This is a genomic window from Cohnella mopanensis (genome assembly GCF_022352055.1).
Lineage (GTDB): Bacteria > Bacillota > Bacilli > Paenibacillales > Paenibacillaceae > Cohnella > Cohnella mopanensis.
Map to the genome: position 1 here is coordinate 503,627 of NZ_JAKRWM010000002.1, position 21,014 is coordinate 524,640.

15 protein-coding genes and 1 other annotated feature (1 of these 16 cut by a window edge) are annotated in these 21,014 nt (G+C 51.3%); all 15 genes read left to right on the forward strand.

Annotated elements, in window-relative coordinates; genetic code table 11:
• Positions 1-13: 13 nt before the first annotated feature.
• The 15 genes from L3D05_RS06435 (at position 14) to L3D05_RS06505 (ending at position 20,877) form a co-directional block, all read left to right on the forward strand.
• The gene (locus L3D05_RS06435; RefSeq protein ID WP_239615182.1) at positions 14-3,301 is read left to right on the forward strand and encodes a DEAD/DEAH box helicase; all 3,288 of its coding nucleotides are present in this window, start codon (positions 14-16) and stop codon (positions 3,299-3,301) included.
• 142 nt (positions 3,302-3,443) lie between these two features.
• Complete coding sequence (gene lonB / locus L3D05_RS06440) at positions 3,444-5,177, forward strand: ATP-dependent protease LonB (RefSeq protein ID WP_239615183.1); 1,734 nt, start codon at positions 3,444-3,446, stop codon at positions 5,175-5,177.
• Between the two features lie 155 nt (positions 5,178-5,332).
• A complete protein-coding gene (lon, locus tag L3D05_RS06445; RefSeq protein ID WP_239615184.1) occupies positions 5,333-7,789 on the forward strand; it encodes an endopeptidase La in 2,457 nt (818 codons plus the stop codon).
• A gap of 52 nt (positions 7,790-7,841) precedes the next feature.
• Positions 7,842-8,486 carry a ribosome biogenesis GTP-binding protein YihA/YsxC gene (gene yihA / locus L3D05_RS06450; RefSeq protein WP_239615185.1) on the forward strand — a complete coding sequence of 215 codons (645 nt, stop codon included), beginning with the start codon at positions 7,842-7,844 and terminating at the stop codon, positions 8,484-8,486.
• 152 nt (positions 8,487-8,638) lie between these two features.
• Positions 8,639-9,229, forward strand: coding sequence for a non-ribosomal peptide synthetase module (locus L3D05_RS06455; RefSeq protein WP_239615186.1), 591 nt, complete (start codon positions 8,639-8,641; stop codon positions 9,227-9,229).
• A gap of 367 nt (positions 9,230-9,596) precedes the next feature.
• Positions 9,597-9,998 carry an adenosylmethionine decarboxylase gene (speD, locus tag L3D05_RS06460; RefSeq protein ID WP_239615187.1) on the forward strand — a complete coding sequence of 134 codons (402 nt, stop codon included), beginning with the start codon at positions 9,597-9,599 and terminating at the stop codon, positions 9,996-9,998.
• A 215-nt stretch (positions 9,999-10,213) separates the two neighbouring features.
• Positions 10,214-11,623, forward strand: a complete 1,410-nt coding sequence (hemA, locus tag L3D05_RS06465; RefSeq protein ID WP_239615188.1) for a glutamyl-tRNA reductase — start codon at positions 10,214-10,216, stop codon at positions 11,621-11,623.
• A 28-nt stretch (positions 11,624-11,651) separates the two neighbouring features.
• On the forward strand, positions 11,652-12,473 hold the full coding sequence (ccsA, locus tag L3D05_RS06470; protein ID WP_239615189.1) for a cytochrome c biogenesis protein CcsA: 822 nt from the start codon (positions 11,652-11,654) through the stop codon (positions 12,471-12,473).
• Between the two features lie 62 nt (positions 12,474-12,535).
• Positions 12,536-13,192 carry a precorrin-2 dehydrogenase/sirohydrochlorin ferrochelatase family protein gene (locus tag L3D05_RS06475; protein WP_239615190.1) on the forward strand — a complete coding sequence of 219 codons (657 nt, stop codon included), beginning with the start codon at positions 12,536-12,538 and terminating at the stop codon, positions 13,190-13,192.
• Between the two features lie 8 nt (positions 13,193-13,200).
• The gene (gene hemC, locus L3D05_RS06480; RefSeq protein ID WP_239615191.1) at positions 13,201-14,139 is read left to right on the forward strand and encodes a hydroxymethylbilane synthase; all 939 of its coding nucleotides are present in this window, start codon (positions 13,201-13,203) and stop codon (positions 14,137-14,139) included.
• A 4-nt stretch (positions 14,140-14,143) separates the two neighbouring features.
• On the forward strand, positions 14,144-15,694 hold the full coding sequence (gene cobA, locus L3D05_RS06485) for a uroporphyrinogen-III C-methyltransferase (RefSeq protein WP_239615192.1): 1,551 nt from the start codon (positions 14,144-14,146) through the stop codon (positions 15,692-15,694).
• A 5-nt stretch (positions 15,695-15,699) separates the two neighbouring features.
• Entirely contained in the window at positions 15,700-16,689 is a 990-nt protein-coding gene (gene hemB / locus L3D05_RS06490; protein WP_239615193.1) for a porphobilinogen synthase, read from the forward strand.
• Between the two features lie 63 nt (positions 16,690-16,752).
• Positions 16,753-18,054, forward strand: a complete 1,302-nt coding sequence (gene hemL, locus L3D05_RS06495) for a glutamate-1-semialdehyde 2,1-aminomutase (RefSeq protein WP_239615194.1) — start codon at positions 16,753-16,755, stop codon at positions 18,052-18,054.
• Between the two features lie 186 nt (positions 18,055-18,240).
• Complete coding sequence (locus tag L3D05_RS26685; protein ID WP_239615195.1) at positions 18,241-19,470, forward strand: LysM peptidoglycan-binding domain-containing protein; 1,230 nt, start codon at positions 18,241-18,243, stop codon at positions 19,468-19,470.
• Positions 19,471-19,797: 327 nt separating this feature from the next.
• Positions 19,798-20,877 (forward strand): hypothetical protein, encoded by a 1,080-nt coding sequence (locus tag L3D05_RS06505; protein WP_239615196.1) that lies wholly within the window; start codon positions 19,798-19,800, stop codon positions 20,875-20,877.
• Between the two features lie 47 nt (positions 20,878-20,924).
• Positions 20,925-21,014: a binding site (T-box leader), on the forward strand; it runs 171 nt beyond the window's last position.

A 21,014-nucleotide genomic window follows, 5' to 3' on the forward strand; every position in this document is an offset into this window, starting at 1 on the left:
TGCGGGATGATGAATGATGGTTCGAACAGGGGATGTGAAGGAATTCGCTCTCAATAAGCAATCGATCCAAGAACTGTGCGATCCCGCAACTTATTTGCGCGGGGAAGCTTATTTTCGAGCGGGTCAGGTTCTTTCGGTTAGAAAAGAAGCAGAAGATGCCGGATTCAAGGCGATCGTAAAAGGTTCGAACCGTAATCGGTACGAAGTCGAGATCGTGTTGGACGGGGATGGAGAAATTGGAGCTTCTTGCGAATGCTCCGCATACACCCCGCTATCGTATTGCAAACATATCGCAGCCGTACTGCTGAAGCTAGCGGAAGCGGAGACGGAGGAGCCAGCTCCCGAGCATGAAGTGATTTCCGAGAAGGACACTCATCTTACGAAGCAGGTCATCTTCTTGTTCGATCGCGCCTTAAGCAAGCAATCGGACGCCGAGCTTGACGCCATCAGCGACGAAAGGTCGGACTTATTGCCTCTTGAGGTCGAGTATGCCTGCAAGATCGTGAAGAGCTTTTCGAGCAAACCGATGTTCGCCGTATCGATGAAAATCGGGCTGTCCCGGCTTTATATCGTCCAGCGGATCAAAGATTTTTTGAAGCATGTCGACGAAGGCACTCCGATGTCGTTCGCGAAACATTTTTCGTATGACCCTTCCGAACATCAGTTTAAGGAATCCGATGCCCGGTTTATCGAATTGCTCGTCGAAGCGATGAATGTCGAGGAAATCTATAAGGATCTATTCCATTCCTTTTCCTCCTATTCACACCGGGAAGAAAGAATTCTTGTCATTCCGCCCGCGATTTGGGAGAGAATGCTTCCGCTTCTCGAACTCGTGAACATCAGCTTCGAGGATAAAACTACAGGCTTGAACCGCATGGAGCTGATTGACGGAGCGCTTCCGATCTCGGTTCAGTTAAACTCGGCGGGGGAAGGGTATCAGCTTGAGATCGAAGGCTTGAAAAATTCGACCTTCATGGACAACTACGGCATTGCCATCGTTAACGGGCTGCTCTTCAAATCCGATCCGGCTCAATTGAAACGGATATCGGACTTGAAGAGAATGTTCCATTATGAGAAGAATACGCGTCTATTGATCGCATCCGACCAAATCGAGTCTTTCATCGACCGCGTCGTTCGGGGACTAAACCAGTTCGTAAACGTGGAAATTTCTCCTCAAATTGCCGATAGGATCATCAATCCGGAGCTTAAAGCCCGTTTATACTTGAACTTCGAAGAAGATCGGTTATTGGCTAGGCTGGAATATGCCTATGACGACATCATTATTTCTCCCTTGCCGCAGAATGCGATGAAAAATGCTCGCGATGACGTTCTTCTCATGAGGGATCTCGATCGGGAAAATCGCATCATGTCGCTAATCGAACGGGCATCCTTCAAGTTTAACGGCAAAGACGTGTACTTGGATCAGGAAGAAGATATTTATGATTTCTTGTTCGAGATTTTGCCTCAATTAGGCGACGACGTAGAGATCTATGCGACCGATTCGGTCAAAACGGTGATGCGTACGGTGGAATACCAACCTAGAGCCCGTTTGGACATCGATGTCGGAACGAATTGGCTCGAGGTTTCCTTCGACATGGAAGGCATGGACGAGCAGGAAATACAAAGTCTGCTGCGCAATATCGTGGAGAAGAAAAAGTATTTCCGTCTTCCCGGAGGGGAATTCCTTTCCCTTGAACATGAAAGCTTCAGGGAGATTAATCGCCTATTCGAAGAACTCGACCTCAGAAAGCCGGATATGGACGGGAATCGTATCCGGATGCCGGCCGTAAGAGGCTTCCAACTGATGGATCAGTTCGGCAAGGCATCGCCCGGAATTCAATTAGGGAAGTCGCTACGCAGGCTTTGGGATAATCTGCGCAATCCCGACAATCTGGATTTCGAGCTTCCCTCCAGCATGGATTCGGTACTGCGCGATTATCAGAAATACGGCTATCAATGGTTAAGGACGTTATCTCACTATAGATTGGGCGGAATTCTCGCTGACGATATGGGATTAGGCAAAACCGTGCAAAGCATTGCCTACATCGTATCGGATACGGTGAACTCGGCGGAGATTGAGGGATCGGCGTCGCCGGTGCTTATCGTCTCCCCGGCATCCCTAATCTACAACTGGGAAAGGGAATGCAAGAAGTTTGCTCCTGAGCTTAGGACGATCGTCGCCGCCGGGGATCGCCAAGAAAGAAGCGAGCTCATGTCGGAGATGAAGGACGTCGACGTATGGATTACGTCGTATCCCCTTCTTCGCAGAGATATCGAATGGTACGAGAAACAACAATTCCGCACCGTGTTCCTGGATGAAGCGCAAGCGATCAAGAATCATGCTTCTTTAACTTCTCACGCGGTGAGAAGATTGAAAGCGGGTCAGCGTTTCGCCCTTACGGGAACGCCGATCGAAAATTCGCTGGATGAGCTTTGGTCGATCTTCGACGCCATCTTCCCGGGCCTGTTCAGCGGGAAAAAATCGTTTACCGAGATGCCGCGCGACAAAGTCGCCCGAATCGTTAAGCCGTTCATTCTTCGCAGGCTTAAGGGCGAAGTATTGAAAGAGCTTCCCGACAAAATCGAAAGCGTACAGCCTTCGGAGCTCTCGACGGAACAGAAGAAACTATACCTTGCTTATCTGGAGAAGCTGCAGTCGGACATTGAACGGGATCTTGCCGTGGACGGCGGTTTCCAAAGAAACCGGATGAAAATATTGGCGGGTTTGACGCGACTGAGGCAGCTTTGCTGCCATCCTGCTTTGTTCTTGGAAGGTTATGAAGGAACTTCGGGCAAGCTAGAGCAATTGCTCGAAATCATTGACGAGTGCCAAGGAAGCAGCAAACGTATGCTGATATTCTCCCAATTCACGTCGATGCTGGATATTATCCGCCAGGAACTGGACGGACGGGATACTCCGTATTTTTATTTGGACGGATCGACGCCATCCATTCAGCGGTTAGCTATGTGCGATGCCTTTAATGGCGGAGAACGGGATATCTTCCTCATTTCCTTGAAGGCGGGGGGAACCGGTCTCAACTTAACGGGAGCGGATACAGTCGTGTTGTACGATCTGTGGTGGAATCCCGCAGTCGAGCAGCAGGCGGCGGATCGCGCGCATCGCATCGGGCAGAAAAAAGTCGTTCAAGTCATCAAACTCGTGGCCCAAGGCACGATCGAAGAAAAAATGCTGGAGCTTCAGCAGCGCAAAAAAGATCTGATAGACGAAGTGATCCAACCGGGCGAAACGGGACTATCCACGCTAACGGAAGAGGATATTCGCGAGTTGTTGGAAATCTAAATAAAAAAGAAGGAAGTTGAAGCGCTTCCGTCATGACTATATCTTCCGGCAATCGGGCAATACTACCAAGTATAGCCCGGGTGCCGGCTTTTTTGTCTTTAGCCGCGCTTTCCCGAGGGCGTGAACGGGGAGGATAATCCAGATGACTTTAAGTATGGTTCTTATGTTAGTTCAAGTTTTTTTTGCCGTTGTTATCGGCATTTACTTTTGGAATTTGCTGCGTAACCAGAAGAACAACCGGAGCGCGGTAGATCGAGAATCTCGCAAGGAAATGGACAAGTTGCGTAAGCTTCGTTCCATCTCCTTAACTAAACCGCTATCGGAAAAAACGAGGCCGGCGGTCATTGCGGATATCGTCGGGCAGAAGGAAGGATTGCGAGCGTTAAAGGCTGCTCTGTGCAGCAGTAATCCCCAGCATGTGCTCGTTTATGGCCCTCCTGGCGTCGGGAAAACGGCAGCCGCGCGCGTTATCCTGGAGGAGGCTAAGAAAAACAAGCTGTCTCCCTTTCGCATGGAAGCGAAATTCACGGAAATCGATGCGACAACGGCTCGCTTCGACGAGCGGGGAATCGCGGATCCATTGATCGGATCGGTACATGATCCGATCTACCAAGGCGCAGGCGCGATGGGAGTGGCCGGAATTCCCCAACCGAAGCCCGGAGCCGTAACCAAAGCGCATGGAGGTATTCTGTTCATTGACGAAATCGGAGAGCTGCATCCGATTCAGTTGAACAAGCTGCTGAAAGTATTGGAAGATCGCAAGGTTTATTTGGAAAGCGCGTATTATCATGCGGAGGATACGAATATTCCTTTGTACATTCATGATATTTTCCAGAATGGCCTGCCGGCAGACTTTCGGCTGGTAGGCGCGACGACAAGATCGCCTAACGAGCTTCCGCCTGCGCTTCGTAGCCGGTGCATGGAAGTGTATTTCCGGCCGCTATTGCCGGATGAAATTTCGCAAATCGCCGAAAATGCGATCAACAAGATCGGTTTCGCGCCTCGTCAAGAGGCGTTGGACGTGGTGAAAAGGTATGCAACCAACGGACGGGAAGCGGTGAATATTATTCAGTTAGCCGCCGGGCTCGCTCTGTCGGAGAACCGAGAGGACTTGACGGCCGGCGACGTTGAGTGGGTGGTCAATAGCAGCCAACTGCCTCCGCGGCCGGACCGCAAAGTGCCATCCCAGCCGCAGGTTGGCTTCGTGAACGGGCTTGCGGTGTACGGCCCGAGCATGGGTGCGTTGCTCGAAATCGAAGTGACCGCGATACCCGCGATAGCCGGCAAAGGCCAAATGAACATTACCGGCGTCGTAGAAGAGGAAGAGCTTGGCGGCGGCCAAAGAACTTTGCGTCGCAAAAGCATGGCGAAAGGCTCCCTCGACAATGTGCTGACCGTTCTTCGTCGCAACGGCTTTCAACCGGAAAATTTCGACCTGCATGTCAATTTTCCCGGCGGAACTCCGGTAGATGGGCCTTCCGCGGGGGTGGCAATGGCCGTAGCGATCGCCTCCGCCATGACGAAACAACCCGTGGACAATAAAATCGCCATGACCGGAGAGATTAGTATTCACGGTGCGGTTAAGCCGGTCGGCGGGGTCGTGGCCAAAGTCGAGGCGGCGTTCCAATCCGGTGCGGAGACCGTCATCATTCCCAAGGAAAATTGGCAAGCGATTTTCGAAGGGCTGGAAGGCGTTCGGGTCATTCCCGTCGATCGGATGGAGGACGTTTTCCGCCACGTGTTCGGAGACCAACTGCCATGGAATGAGACCGAATGGCAAGTAGGCGATCTCCCTATCGCAGCCGATGCGTTCGCCGCCGCTCCGGCGGGGTCGGTGCTCCACGCAAGGACGATACAGAACGAGTCACAGACGTAAGAGGAGACAATCTTCGGCTCGAAAGTTAAGGGAAATCGATAACAATCTCGGAGGGTCACCCGATTCGGGTGGCTCTTTTTTTGCGGCGAGCGAATACATTTGATACAATGACTGGAGTGTCTGAATTCGTACCAGAACTGCGAGGTGCATCAATTATGGGTTCGAGCAAACAGATAAGCCGTTCCATTCCCCTGCTACCCTTAAGAGGGCTACTCGTGTATCCCAGCATGGTGCTTCACTTGGATGTAGGCCGGGAGAAATCCGTTAAAGCGTTGGAGCAATGTATGATCGACGATCATATGATCTTGCTCTGCTCGCAATCGGAGATCAATATCGAGGAACCGACCCAGGAAGATATTTATCAAGTCGGTACCATTGCTAAAGTACGCCAAATGCTGAAGCTGCCCAACGGAACGATCCGTGTTCTGGTGGAAGGCGTTGTAAGGGCGGAAATCGAGCAATATTTGCCCAACGATGATTTCTATGAAGTGCTTGCCCGCGAGCTTCACGAAGGGCAGACCAATGATTCTGAGCTCGATGCGCTTATGCGTGCCGTGCTTAGCCAATTCGAGCATTATATTAACTTGTCTAAGAAGGTGACTCCGGAGACGCTCGCCGCCGTGTCCGACATCGATCAGCCGGGCAGGTTAGCCGACGTTATTACGAGCCATCTGTCGCTTAAAATAAAGGATAAACAAGAAATTCTAGAAACCATCGAAGTTCGCCCCCGTTTGGAGAAACTGCTTGATTTCCTGAACAACGAGCGGGAAGTGCTGGAGCTTGAACGCAAGATTAGCCAACGCGTGAAGAAACAGATGGAGAAAACCCAGAAGGAATATTACCTTCGCGAGCAAATGAAGGCGATCCAGAAGGAGCTCGGAGAGAAGGAAGGCCGCGCGGGCGAAGTCGAAGAACTCAGATCGCAGCTTGCCGAAGCGGAGCTTCCGGAGAAAATCTCGGCTAAGGTCGAGAAGGAAATCGACCGTCTAGAGAAGATGCCCGCATCTTCCGCGGAAGGGGCTGTCATTCGTACTTACATCGAGTGGCTGCTGGCTCTGCCATGGACCAAGATGACGGAAGATGACCTCGACATTCAGAAAGCGGAAGAAATATTGAATGATGAGCATTACGGCCTGGATAAGCCTAAGGAACGCGTCTTGGAGTATTTGGCCGTGCAGAAGCTCGTTAAGAAGTTGAAGGGTCCGATTCTATGCCTCGTCGGCCCGCCAGGCGTTGGTAAAACCTCCTTAGCCAAATCCATCGCTAAGTCTCTCGGTCGGGAATTCGTTCGGATTTCCCTTGGAGGCGTAAGGGACGAAGCGGAAATTCGCGGTCATCGTCGGACGTATGTCGGTGCAATGCCCGGCCGTATCCTGCAAGGTATGCGTAATGCAGGTTCTGCTAACCCCGTATTCCTCTTGGATGAGATCGATAAAATGGCGATGGATTTCCGCGGCGACCCGTCCTCGGCCTTGTTAGAGGTGCTGGACCCGGAACAGAATACGACATTCAGCGACCATTATGTCGAGATGCCTTTCGATCTCTCCAATGTCATGTTCGTAACGACGGCTAACGTCGTGCATAACATTCCAAGACCGTTGCTTGACCGGATGGAGCTCCTTCAAGTTCCGGGCTATACGGAGCTAGAGAAGCTCCAGATCGCGGAGCGGCACCTTCTGCCTAAGCAGAAACGCAATCATGGCTTGGAAGAAGATCAACTTTCGGTCGACAGCGATGCGTTACTCGCCTTAATCCGCCATTACACGAGGGAGTCCGGCGTTCGTAACATGGAGCAACAATTGGCTTCGATTTGCAGGAAAGCGGCCAAGGCGATCGTCGCCAGCGCGGACGCTGCCCCGTTCATCGTCGATGAAGAGAAGCTCAAGGAGTTGCTAGGCCCTCCGAAATTCCGCTACGGAATGGCGGAGCAGGAAGATCAAATTGGTGCGGTTACCGGCCTCGCTTGGACGGAGGTTGGCGGAGATACGCTCGTCATAGAAGTCACGATCATGCCAGGCAGCGGAAAGCTGACCTTAACGGGTCAACTCGGAGACGTAATGAAGGAGTCTGCTCAGGCGGCATTCAGCTACACGCGGAGCCGCGTGAAAGAGCTTGGTATCGATCCGCAATTCCATGAGAAGAACGATATTCATATTCATATTCCGGAAGGGGCCATCCCGAAAGACGGTCCATCCGCGGGAATAACGCTTGCAACGGCGCTTATCTCGGCTTTGACGGGCCGCAAAGTATCGCGCGTAGTGGCCATGACAGGCGAGATTACGCTGCGCGGCCGCGTGCTTCCGATCGGCGGCTTGAAGGAGAAGTCCTTGGCCGCGCATCGTGCCGGAATTACGAAAGTATTAATGCCTAAAGATAACGAACGGGATTTACGGGACATCCCCGATAGCGTGCGCGCGAACATGACGTTCGTTCCCGTGGCGCATATGGATGAAGTGCTGCGGCACGCCTTGTCCGAACCGTTGGACGTCAGTGTCGTCGAAACGGGTCCTGCAGAGCAGGAAAAGGATGATTTGCAGGCGGCAGGAAAGACGGCGATCCCGGCCCCGGTAAATGAGGAAGCCGAAGATGTACCGCCACTCGGGACTCACTGATTCCTTCGGAGCACAGCGGATTCGATACACATGATGGGAGAATTTTTGTTTTATGAAGATCAAACAAACGGAATTTGTCATTAGCGCGGTAGGCCCAGCCCAATATCCGGAAGAGGGTTTGCCGGAAATTGCCTTGGCCGGCCGCTCCAACGTAGGGAAATCTTCCCTTATTAATAAAATGCTTCTGCGCCGCAATTTGGCTCGGACGAGCCAACAGCCCGGCAAGACGCAGACGCTTAACTATTACAGGATCAACGGAGAATTATTCTTCGTTGATTTTCCTGGTTACGGGTATGCCCGCGTATCCAAGTCGGAACGTGAAGCATGGGGAAAAATGATCGAGCGTTACTTAAGGGGGCGTGATCCGCTTAAGCTAGTGTTGCAACTGGTCGATTTGCGCCATCCGCCGTCGGCTGACGACGTGCGGATGTACGAATGGCTCTCCCACTATGAAATCCCGATGACCGTCGTGGCGACCAAAGCGGATAAAGTATCCCGTTCGCAATGGCCCAAGCATATGAAAGTGGTCCGCCAGAGCTTGGGAATGCCCGGTCATGTGCCTCTCGTGTTATTTTCTTCGGAGACGGGACAAGGAAGGGACGAATTATGGAGCATTATCATGCAATCGGCAGGAATACCGCTTAATACCCCCTCTGAACCCCCTAACATCGTGCAGGAAACAGAGGATAACGGGTAAAAGGTTGGCTGGATCGCGGGAGGAATCGATTTTTGCGCGTTTTTCCCGGGAATATCACGTTCGGGCGAGAGGAAACCGCTTGCGAATTGGCGTATAATAAAGTTAATTAACTTGTAAGACAATCGCAAGACAATGGGAATTGAGGAGATTTTATGGCTCAACGGGTAGCCACGGAGTATGTCAATGCCAGCCTGACACTGACGGAAGCCGATATGTCGAGATTGATCTCTCTGTGCGAGTCCCAGCAGCTTCGTCTGCAAGTATTCGTATTGGACAACGGCAACCAGGAGGTCGTGTTGGAAGAGGACGCTGGCGGAGAATCCATTCGCCTAACTTTTGAACGCTCGAACGGACAGTACCGATGCGTACTGACGTGCCGCGTCGTTCAACCCAAGCTGACCAACGCTTTACGCAAGCTCGTTTCTTCTTTCAAAGGCGATGCGGTAGTGAATCGGATTTACCAGGGCTTTACGATGGTGTATCACTACATTCAAGGGAATGTTGCGCGAATCGTGGAGAGCAAAGGAACCCTTCTGAGAACGGTATTCGAGCATAAGGATACGTTAGGCCGATTGGAGTCCCAATTCAAGCTATTCTCGGTCGAAGATGAAATCGACCGTTTGCGCGGATCGGTGAACGAGTTGCTCGACATTCGCAATCAAACGAAAGAACCTGGTCTTATTGTCGATATCGACCAAAGATTGAAATGTCATAGCCGTTTATTGTTCTCGCTTGAAGCTTAGTTAAGCTGATGGTTACTCATAAGTCGTTAAGAGCCATTTCGATGGCTCTTTTCTTTTTTTGGATAAGGCACTTTCCCTGAGTAAACAGCATATTTTAGGACGTAAAAGCCTTCATGGGAAGAGGAGTAGGCATGTTGGGGAAATCCTAGTCGGGGCGCGGGGAAACAGGGTTTTTTATCCTTCAAAAAAAACTATTGCATTTACCCCGGATAGATGTTATTTTTAGATTCGTTGACAACTCAATACAATAGGAACCAGGATTCACTCAAGGAATGCGGTGAGAGCAAATTCCCTCCAAGTGAATGACGTAGGTCCTAGCGGATGAAATCAGTTTCACATTTTATTCCTAGGAAGGGGGAACCGAAAGATGGAATATTCAACTTTCGGACGACACGTTGCGGTTGATACATGGGGAGGAAACACTGATTTATTGAACAGTGCAGAACTTCTTCAATCGCACATGGTGGAAGCAGCTGAAGCATGTGGCGCGACCGTACTCTCGGTTCAAGCGAAACAGTTCGAACCGCAAGGAGCAACGGTATTGGTCTTGCTGTCGGAGAGTCACATCTCCATTCACACGTATCCTGAGAGAGGTTTTGCCGCAATCGATTGTTATACCTGTGGCGAGACTGTGGATCCACAACTGGCTATTGACTATCTCGTCAATGTCTTGAAACCGGAAAAAACGTATGCAAAGAAATTGATTCGAGGACTCGGTGAATTGCAAGTCGAAGAACCAACGATTAAGCAAGTCGAGCTCGTCAAATAAGTACGGCAGCGAAGCCATGAGGGATTATCCTCATGGCTTTTTCATATGTCTAGAGAATACGATTGGAACAAATCGCCGACAATAGAAAAAAGCGTCGTGACCGGTTTTCATAAAGTTTTCATATTTAGGGGCAAAGTGCGCGGGGAACTGTGCTATAATAAGCGATGACATAAAGGCTTGCCCTTACTCCCATGCAGAAAGTCAGGTGAATACCCGTGCATCTTATCGTTGTCGGATTAAACTATCGTACAGCTCCAGTCGAGATAAGGGAAAGATTTGCCCTTTCGGATAGGGAGATGCCGCTTGCGCTGCAGGCGTTAAAGCAAACTACGGGCATTCTCGAGGGAGTAATCGTGGCGACCTGCAACCGGACGGAATTATACGCAGTCGTGGACAGGCTTCATCTCTGCGGACATTATATTCGCGCTTTCATGGAACAGTGGTTCAAGATCCCGCGCAAGGAATTTAACTCGCATCTCTATATGTACGAGGACGACCGCGCGGTCGAGCATCTGTTTAAGGTCGCGAGTGGTCTCGATTCGATGATTATCGGCGAGACTCAAATTTTAGGACAGGTTCGCGATGCTTTCCTGCTTGCGCAGGATCAGCAGGCTACCGGAACGTTGTTCAACCGCTTGTTCAAACAGGCGATCACGCTAGCTAAACGCGCGCATTCCGAAACTTCGGTCGGGGAAAGCGCGGTATCCGTAAGTTATGCGGCCGTCGAACTCGGGAAACGCATCTTCGGACGGTTTGACGACAAGTCGGTCATGATCGTCGGTGCCGGTAAAATGAGCGAACTAACGGCGCAGCACCTTCACAGCAACGGTGCCAAAGAAGTGTTCGTCGTGAATCGGACTTTGGAGAAGGCGGAAGAGTTGGCCGAGAAGTTCCAAGGCTCCGCAATGGCTTTGGACGAGGCTTTAGGGCGCTTAAAAGATGTCGATATCGTGATCAGCAGCACGGGGGCGGATAAATTCGTCATTACTCGCCAACATATCGAGGCCGCGATGTCCGCAAGGAAGAAGAAACCGTTGTTTCTTATCGATATCGCAGTCCCGCGCGATATAGAGCCTGCTTGCGGCGATATACCGAATGTATTCCTCTATGATATCGACGATCTGGAAGGCATCGTCGAGACGAATATGGCGAAGCGACGGAAAGAAGCGGAAATCATCGAAGATATGATCGAGCTGGAACAGGAAGCCTATCGTCAGTGGTACGCCACGCTCGGGGTTAGCCCGCTAATTCGGGCGCTACAGGAAAAAGCGGCTGCTATCCAGGAAAATACGCTAGAGAGTATGCTGCGCAAGCTGCCGGAGCTGGATGATCGGCAGGTCAAGGTCATTCGCAAGCTGACGAAAAGCATCGTTAACCAAGTGATCCACGATCCTATTCTACGGATCAAGGAGCTCGCCGCCGAGAAGCGCAGCGATGAGGCCATGAAGCTGTTCGTACAATTGTTTGCTCTTGAAGACGAGGTTGCTCACTTGAAAGCGGAAGAAAAAGCCGAGGAGAAATCCCGGAAGGAACTGCAATCTTCCGCCAAAGGCTCGGAAACAGCTTCGGGATCCATCATGGACGTCGAGAAATTGCTGTCTCAGCTAGCGGGAGCGCTAAGATGACGCAAGGGATGCTGGAGGCGCTGCTCCCATGGTAACACAAGACTGGTTAACCGACGCCGTACTTTATATTTATGCCCTGAGTCTGCTTTTTTTCGTGTCCGATGCCGCTTCCGGCAACCGGAACGCGAAAAAAGTGGGAACAGGGCTGCTTGTTTTTGTGTGGATTCTGCAGGGAGTTTTTATTTTAATTTTATTGAAGGAGCGGTTCACCGTTCCTACGTTGACGATAAGAGATTTCTTGTTTATTGTCTCCTGGTTGCTCGTCTCGGCTTCTTTTGTCATGAATAGGCTTATGAGGGCGGAACTGCTCGTTCTACTGGTTAACGTGGTTGGATTTGCGGTATTGGCTCTGAATTTAATCGCGCGTCCGAGGCGATCGCTCGAGCTTGAGCCATGGGAAGTCGCTAGGAGATTGCTTATCGTCCATGTAAGCTTGATTACGTTGGCTTTCGCGATTTTGACGATTGCGGCTATACTGGGCAGCATGTACCTTTTCTTACATCAAAGGCTTAAAGCCAAGAAATGGACGCATGTCATGAGCAGAATGCCGAGCTTGGAGTGGATCGACCAATACGCGTATCGGGCCGGGTTGATCGGCGTCCCGTTATTACTCCTTTCGTTATCTACGGGAACCGTCGCCTTGTTGATCGACAAAAGCCCTGCCCAATTGCTAGACGAGAAGGTGCTGTTATCGTATGCGGCCGGCTTGTTATATATCATATATTTGATTAGAAGTTCAGTTTTTCGCGATGATGGCACGAAGCTGGCCGTTTGGAATTTGTTGGGTTACCTCGTATTGGTCGCGGGTTTTTTCGCTAGTAGGCTATCCTCGTTCCATCAATTGATATAGTCGAAGAAATTCGCGATCCGTATGATGACTTCTTGAACTGTCTCTTGAAGGGAGAGTTGGACATGTCCGATTGGTACCCGATTATGCTTAAAGTAGCAGGGCGCAAATGCGTCGTCTTCGGCGGCGGACCCGTTGCGCAACGTAAAACGGAGGGTTTGCTTCAAGCGCAAGCGGTCGTGTGCTTGATTAGCCCGCATGTGACTCCACAGCTGGAAGCATGGGCGGCGGACGGGCGTTTGCTTTGGTCCCGGAGGGAAGCGGAAGAGAATGATCTCGAAGGAGCCGTGCTCGTGTTCGCCGCAACGGATAAGCCGGCTTTGAATCAAAGCTTTGCCGAAGCAGCGGGGAAACGCGGAATTCCGATGAATATCGCGGATGACGGAGAAGCAGGGGAGTTTATCGTGCCCGCGGTACTCAGACGCGGGGGATTGGTATTAACGGCTAGCGCTTCTGGCGCCGGGCCTGCACTGGCTTCGCGGATTATCCACGAACTTGCCGATCGGTATGGCCCGGAATACAATGAGAATATCGAAGCGCTAAGAACCATACGCGCGATCGTAAAGGCAGAGGTCGACGACCCATTGGAGAGGCGCGCGTTGCTGCAAGCGGCCGTCGCCGATGATGCACTGGAGGAGTGGAGGTCGTCTTCTAAGCTTCAGGACAAGGCCGATCTTATTGCAAGACTGCGACAACGAGTATATGAGGACCGGAAGGGATAGATAATGAGATGCGTAATATTATTGTCGGATCAAGACAAAGCACGTTGGCGTTGACCCAAACAAACCAGACGATTGATCTGTTGAAAGAGTTATGCGCAAGAGAAAATCTAGCCTATACGTTCGAAATCAAACCTATCGTTACACGCGGGGATCGTATTCTGGACGTGACTTTGTCCAAGGTCGGCGGCAAAGGGCTTTTCGTGAAAGAAATCGAAGAAGCCTTGCTGAACGGCGAGATCGATCTAGCCATCCATAGCATGAAAGACATGCCATTCGAGCTTCCCGAGGGATTGGTAATCGGAGCGATTCCTAAGCGGGAAGATCCACGAGATTGCCTGATTAGCAAGGAAGGCAGAAAGTTGTCCGAATTACCGCAAGGAGCGCGAGTCGGAACGAGCAGCTTGAGGAGAGCAGCGCAGTTGCAAGCTCATCGGCCAGATCTGCAAATCGAATCTATCCGTGGAAATATCGATACGAGACTTCGCAAGCTTATGGAAGAAGGCTTCGATGCCATTCTTCTTGCCGCTGCAGGTTTGCATCGCATGGGGTGGAAAGATCGGATAACGGAATATTTATCGCCCGAAGTTTGCTTGCCTGCAGTTGGACAAGGCGCTCTTGCGATCGAATGCCGCGGTAAAGACGCCGATGTACTTGGATTGCTTAGGCTTCTGAATGATCCGACGACCGAGAAAACCGTTGCGGCCGAACGCAGACTGTTAGGATTATTGAACGGGGGTTGCCAAGTTCCTATCGGGGCATATGCGCAATTAGAATCGGACGCTTCCGATTCTAAGGTCGTATTGAACGGATTAGTAGCTTCGCCCGATGGAACGAAATTGCTAAGGGAAGCGGCGGTCGGTTCAGATTCGCTGCAGCTTGGCTCGGAAGTCGCGCAAGCTTTGCTTCGCCGCGGAGCGGATCATATTCTAGCGGAAGCGAGGGAATAGCCGGATGGAGAAGGGGAAGGTTTATCTTGTCGGCGCGGGTCCCGGCGATCCTAAGTTGATCACGGTGAGAGGGCTGGAAGCCTTAAAGCGGTCCGACGTCGTCGTGTTCGACCGTCTGGCTGGACCGCAACTGCTCAACCACGCGAAACCCGATGCTGAGCGTATATATGTAGGGAAGCTGCCTGACCGTCATACGATGAAACAAGAGGACATCAATCAATTACTAGTCGATCTTGCTCTTCAAGGCAAAACCGTCATTCGTCTGAAGGGCGGGGATCCAACCGTATTCGGGAGAGTCGGGGAAGAAGCCGATTTATTGCAGAAGAACGGTATTATTTATGAAATCATTCCCGGAATTACTTCAGCAATCGCCGTACCAGCTTACGCGGGCATTCCCGTGACGCACCGCGATTGGGCCTCCTCCTTTTCCGTTATTACCGGGCACGAGAGCCCGGACAAGCTTGATCATTCGATTTATTGGGATAAAGTCACGAACGCAACGGGAACCCTTGTTTTCTTAATGGGCGTTGCTAAGATCGCTTATATAAGCGAACAATTGATTAAGCATGGCCGATCGCCGGAAACGCCGGTCGCACTCGTCCAGTGGGGAACGCGAGCGGAACAAAAAACGGTCGTCGGTACGCTTAGCGATATCGATGAGCGAGTGAAAGCGGCGAATTTAAAGCCTCCTGCGGTCATCATCGTAGGCGACGTCGTTCGACAACGGGAAACCTTATCATGGGTGGAGAAAAAGCCGCTGTTCGGACAGAGGATTCTTATCACGCGTGCCCGCTCGCAAGCAAGCGATTTGCTCGCGAAGATCGATGATTTGGGCGGAGAAGCTTACGAGTTTCCGGTGATCGAGACGAAACTTCCGGAGCAAGCGGAGCAACTGCAGGCTATTGAACGAGCTCTAAGCCAAGCAGAGGCTTATGATTGGATCATGTTAACAAGCGTTAACGGCGTGGAGTACTTTTTTCATTGGCTGGATCATTACGAGGTTGATGTTCGCAGATTTCATAAAGCGAAATTCGCCGCAGTAGGGCCTAAGACGGCTGAGGCGCTCAGAGCTCGCGGCATTCGCGCCGATCTGATGCCGGAGAGCTTCATAGCGGAAGGGTTGTTGGATAGCTTAAAGGATAAAATCTCTCCAAACCAGCTTGCCTTGCTTCCTAGAGGAGATCTGGCGAGGGAGACGTTGTCTAAGGAACTGAGAGCGCAAGGAGTTCAAGCTGTCGAGATCGACGTTTACCAAACCGTAATGTCGGTGCCCAAAGATTTATGGCTTCCGGAAATGCTTGCGAACGGAGAAATTCACGTCATCACGTTCACAAGCTCCTCGACGGTAATTAACTTGCTGGAGGCATTGCGGCAACTAGGCGTACGCAACCCGGCGGAAGCATTGCAAAATATCGAGATCGCGTGTATAGGACCGATAACCGCCAAGACGGCCGAGGAGAACGGCTTAACGGTGACCGTCGTTCCGGACAAATACACGATCGACGCTCTCGTGGAGGCTTTAGTCGACAGACGGCGCATGACGAAAGGAGATTAATAAAGATGGCTCATCTATTTGACAGGCATCGCAGGCTAAGAGGTTCTGCGGGTCTTCGTAATATGATTAGAGAAACAAGCATTGGTGTCAATGACTTCGTTGCGCCAATATTCGTAACGGAGGGCGCAGGGGTTAAAGAAGAAATTTCTTCGATGCCGGGCGTCTATCACTGGTCCTTGGACACGATGGAGCAGGAACTCGCGGATATCGTAAGCTTAGGGATCCAGTCGGTTCTCGTCTTCGGAGTGCCGAACCACAAAGATTCGATGGGCACTTCGGCATATGCGGACGATGGGATCGTACAGAGAGCCATTCGGCAAATGAAAGCGAAATATCCCGAGCTCGTCGTCGTAGCCGACACTTGCTTGTGCGCATACACGGATCATGGTCATTGCGGCGTCGTGCATACGACGGAATGCGGAGCGACTATCGATAACGACGAATCGCTTGCCCTTCTCGTTAAAACCGCGGTTTCCCAGGCTAAAGCCGGCGCGGATATTATTGCTCCTTCCAATATGATGGACGGTTTTGTAGCAGCGATTCGCCAAGGGCTGGACGAAGCGGGATTCTCGAATACGCCGATCATGTCTTATTCGGTGAAGTATTCTTCTGCGTATTACGGACCCTTCCGCGAGGCTGCTCATTCCTCGCCTCAATTCGGAGACCGCAAGACTTACCAAATGGATCCGGGAAATGCTCGCGAAGCGCTGAGGGAAGCCCAGTCCGATGTGGATGAAGGTGCGGATTTCCTGATGGTAAAACCCGGGTTAGCCTATCTGGATGTCGTGAGAATGCTGAGGGACCGCTATTCTTTGCCAATCGTAATCTACAATGTGAGCGCGGAATACTCCATGGTTAAGGCGGCGGCTTTACAGGGATGGATCGACGAGAAAGCGATCGTGTTGGAGACGTTAATCGGCATGAAACGCGCGGGAGCGGATTTGATCATTACTTATCACGCTAAAGATGCCGCGCGTTGGCTTCGTGGGGAATGAATAGGCTAAGCGCGCATCTTTACCATAGACTTTTCCAATTCTGATAGCAGGGAAGTGACGAATATGAGCGAAAATCATCGAAAACGCGTGGAAACCCAGTCGAAAGCGGCCTTTGAGCGCGCGAAGCATGTCATCCCGGGTGGAGTTAACAGTCCGGTAAGGGCTTTTAAATCCGTAGGTTTGACACCGTTGGTCATTGAACGCGGCGAAGGGAGCCGGATCACGGATATCGACGGTCAAACGTATATCGATTACGTGCTCTCATGGGGACCGCTGATTGCGGGCCATGCTCATCCGGAAGTCGTCGAAGCCATTAAACGGACGGCGGAGAAGGGGACGAGCTTCGGTGCGCCTACAGAGCTTGAGACGCTGATGGCCGAGCTCGTCTGCGAGCGGGTACCGTCCGTCGAAATCGTTCGTATGGTTAACTCCGGTACGGAAGCGACGATGAGCGCGTTAAGATTGGCTCGGGGTTATACGAAACGGAGTAAAATTTTGAAGTTCGAAGGCTCTTACCATGGCCATGCGGATAGCTTGCTCATTAAAGCGGGTTCCGGCGTTGCGACATTGGGATTGCCAGATAGCCCAGGCGTACCGGAAAGCGTGGCCGCGCATACGTTGACGGTTCCATATAATGATCTGGAATCCGTCAAGCTGGCGTTCGAGCGTTACGGGGAAGAAATCGCGGCTGTCATCGTCGAGCCGATCGCGGGAAATATGGGCGTCGTTCCTCCGTTGCCGGGATTTCTGCCTGGCTTGCGGGAGTTGACGACTAACTACGGAAGCTTGCTTATTTTTGACGAAGTCATGACCGGGTTCCGCGTCCATATGAACTGCGCGCAAGGGCTCTATGGCGTAACGCCGGACTTGACGTGTTTGGGTAAGGTGATCGGAGGCGGCTTGCCTGTAGGAGCTTACGGCGGCCGCAGGGAAATCATGGAGCAGATGGCTCCGGTCGGGCCGATCTATCAAGCCGGAACGTTATCCGGTAATCCGTTAGCGATGGCGGCGGGCTATACGACGCTTAAGCTGATGACGGAGGACGCTTATCGGCTTCTCGAGAAGCTGTCCGTTCGTCTCCAAGCGGGACTTGAGCGCAATGCTAAGGAAACAGGCATTCCGATGACGATTAATCGGGTCGGTTCGATGGTATGTCCTTTCTTCACGGATAAGCACGTAATTAATTACGACGTAGCCAAGACCGCGAATACGGAACGTTTCCGTACCGTGTTCCGCAGGCTATTGGACAATGGCGTGAACATCGCGCCGTCGCCGTTCGAAGGTTGGTTCGTGTCCATCGCCCATTCCGAAGACGATATCGATCAAACGATCGCGGCTCATAAGGCCGCATTAGAGAAACTCTAAACTGTTGGAATAGTTAACTCCCCGTTCGCCTTGGCGCGATCGGGGAGTTTTTTTTGGTTGCCAAAAGCCAAAGGGTTGTTTGCTTTTTCAGTCATGCCCGACTATCCCCGGCATATAGATAACTAGTGAATTGTAAAGGCCCCGATCGATACAATCGGGCGCTTATGCCGAAAGGAGGACTTCGTCGTGACGGACCAGTTGAACGGGTTGCGATTCGATATTTACGAACGTGTGCATCTGCCTGACGATGTTGCCGCAATTGAAGAGTTGGAAGAAATCGAGCTGGTGCCCCATATGCAGGCGCTGCCTCAAGACGATCAAGTTTTGTTAAGAGGAAACCTGTTGTTGTCCGGGGTTTACCGGTCACAGGAAACCGCAGAAGTCAACCAGTTGGAGTATTGGATACCGGTTGAAATTTCATTGCCTTTAAACCGGATTCAAAGCGTGGAACAATTAGCCGTTGAGATTGATAACTTCGACGTTGATTTGTTGACGTCACGATCGTTAAACGTGACGGGAGTGTTAGCGCTGCGAGGGCTGCAGGTTCAATCGACGGAAAGCCCGATTTGGCGAGACGACAGCTTTACGGTCGTGCACCAAGCCCAAGCGGATGGTTACGAGCAAGATTTGCCGGGTAGGTACTCGCAAACCGAAAGCGGGAATGACATCGAGGACAATCCTGCTTCGCTCTTCGCCAACGATTACGGATCCGAGTATGCCGCTCCATTAGTCGAGCAAGAAAGAGAGGAATCGTTCGGGCTTCAGTCGGAGTCTGAGTCAGAGTCGGGGTCGGAGTCGAGTTCGCAAGACGTTGCCAAGGAAAGCAGTTGGCTGTCGATGTTCCAACATCTGGAGGAACCGAGGGAGGAAGCGATTGTTCCCCAGGAGCCTTCCGTCGATTCCGCTGATGCGGTTGCTCAGTGGGGCGACGTTTCCAGCGGACGTTTGGAACAACCGGACGCTGCTTTGGAGCCGGAGTTGCCTCTTGCTTCAGAGCAGATCCTCGAAGCGGAAGAGAAGCCGGATATACGAGTTGCTCTTGGTGGAAAAGCGTTGGATCCCGCTCCGGCGCAGCAACAGCAGCAAACGGGTGTCGGCCTACTGTCCCAGCTAGGAGAGAAGGGGGCGAAAAGGGAAGCGGAGCTGCGTATTCAAGAGGCTGCACAAGCGGAGGAGAAGGCGCAGCTAGCAAGCAACTCCGCCCAAAGCTCCGGCGACGAGCTGGAATGGACGCGATTATTCTTAAATAACGCTCAGGCGCAATCCTTCCGCAAGGTGAAGATGTGTATCGTCCAACGCGAAGAAACTCTCGATTTGATCGCCAACAGGTACAACGTTCAGCCAAGAGAGCTTCAGCTTTATAATCGTTTGCACGAACCTTACTTATCCGAAGGCCAGGTCCTCTACATTCCGTAGTAAACAATAAGGCTGATCCTCGATTCCATTCGACGAGGATCGGCCTTTTTGCTTGTCCGCCAACGTGATTGAATTAGGGCACTTCCTTGTGAGATTTTCACCCTCATTCGAATGATCCTTTTTGCTAGAATGAGTTCAGAGCTACTTATCATCCTCAGTTTTCTTACTCCTCCCGGCACTCTTCAACAGAACCTATCCAAACCCGAAACTTGATGATCCCAATCCATTGCGTTATTGATGTATCCCTAATTCCAAAGGAGGTGAACTCGGAAACGAAAATGAATCGCGGCGCATTGTATTCAACATTTAAAGGAGGAAGTTCATGAAATGAAACTGCCGATCTGCAAACCCCCGCTCGTCGGGCTGCTTCGCTGGGCACACACGCTTGCGATCACTTCCAGCTATTCGGATACGTTGCCATGGTTTTATAGCAACTTTATTCAATTGAGCGGAAACCGGCATTTTATCGAAAACGGAGAAGAGTTTTTTTTGGATTTTTATCGGGGAGGCCGCGCGGAATTCGATCACAACAACCCTTTTCTGCAATCGCATAAGTTAAGCGTAGACGTGTTTCGGATGTTAGGTTTAACGTCCTTGTCTTCATTTTGTGTGGAGGCGCTTGAAAAGGGATATTATCCGGACGTATTCATCGATGAGCAATGGATTCCGCATAGCTACGCCTTCGGCTCCTATCGGTTACCACATCACCTTCTCATTTATGGATATGAATCCGGAAAGCATTTCTATTGCCAAGGCTTCGATAAATTCGGGGTATACGGGAATCACAAGGTGTCGTTCGAAGATTTAGACCGCGCTTACGACTCCATGTCCGAGCTTATCCAAAGCGGGCAAGTGGGGGAGCAAGGCACTTATCTGTTCAAGCTCGATTCTAACTATCGTTATCGTTTCGATGTGCGTTCCGTTGTTAATCAATTGCAAGATTACTTGCGCGCGGACACGGAAGAGAACCGGATCAATCGTAATCCGGAGCAAGACGTTCTGGGGGTCGAAGTGTATGACAGCTTGCTGAAGTATTTCGATTATGCCCGCAGGGACGATCCGACTCTAAAGAAAAGGGCGGATATCCGGCAGCTTCACATACTATGGGAGCATAAGAAAACGATGGTCGATCGCCTCGATTATATGAAGAGGGAAGGCTACTTAACCGATTCGGACGAGCTCGTCGCGTCATATAAAGAGGTAGCTAATAAGGCGATGTTAATGCGGAATCTTTATTTGAGAGCCGCGGTCGCGCAAATGGACGATTCTCCCTTTCCCGCTGCGCGCGTCCAAAACTTATTCCTGATGGTGGAAGAAAGCCTGAATGAAATAAAGGAAATGGAGACCGGGATTTTGCATAAGTTGTTAGAGGTATTGGGACAAGCTTCAACCCACCATTCGGCTTGAGATTCCAACCGTATTGACTCTCCCACGGACGCCGGGTAGAATAGGTAAGAAAGACACGGATAGGGAAGAGTAGGCAGTATAACCCTTCAGAGAGCGGAACCGCCGGTAAATACGGCGCTGCGAGGTTCCGCAGGACA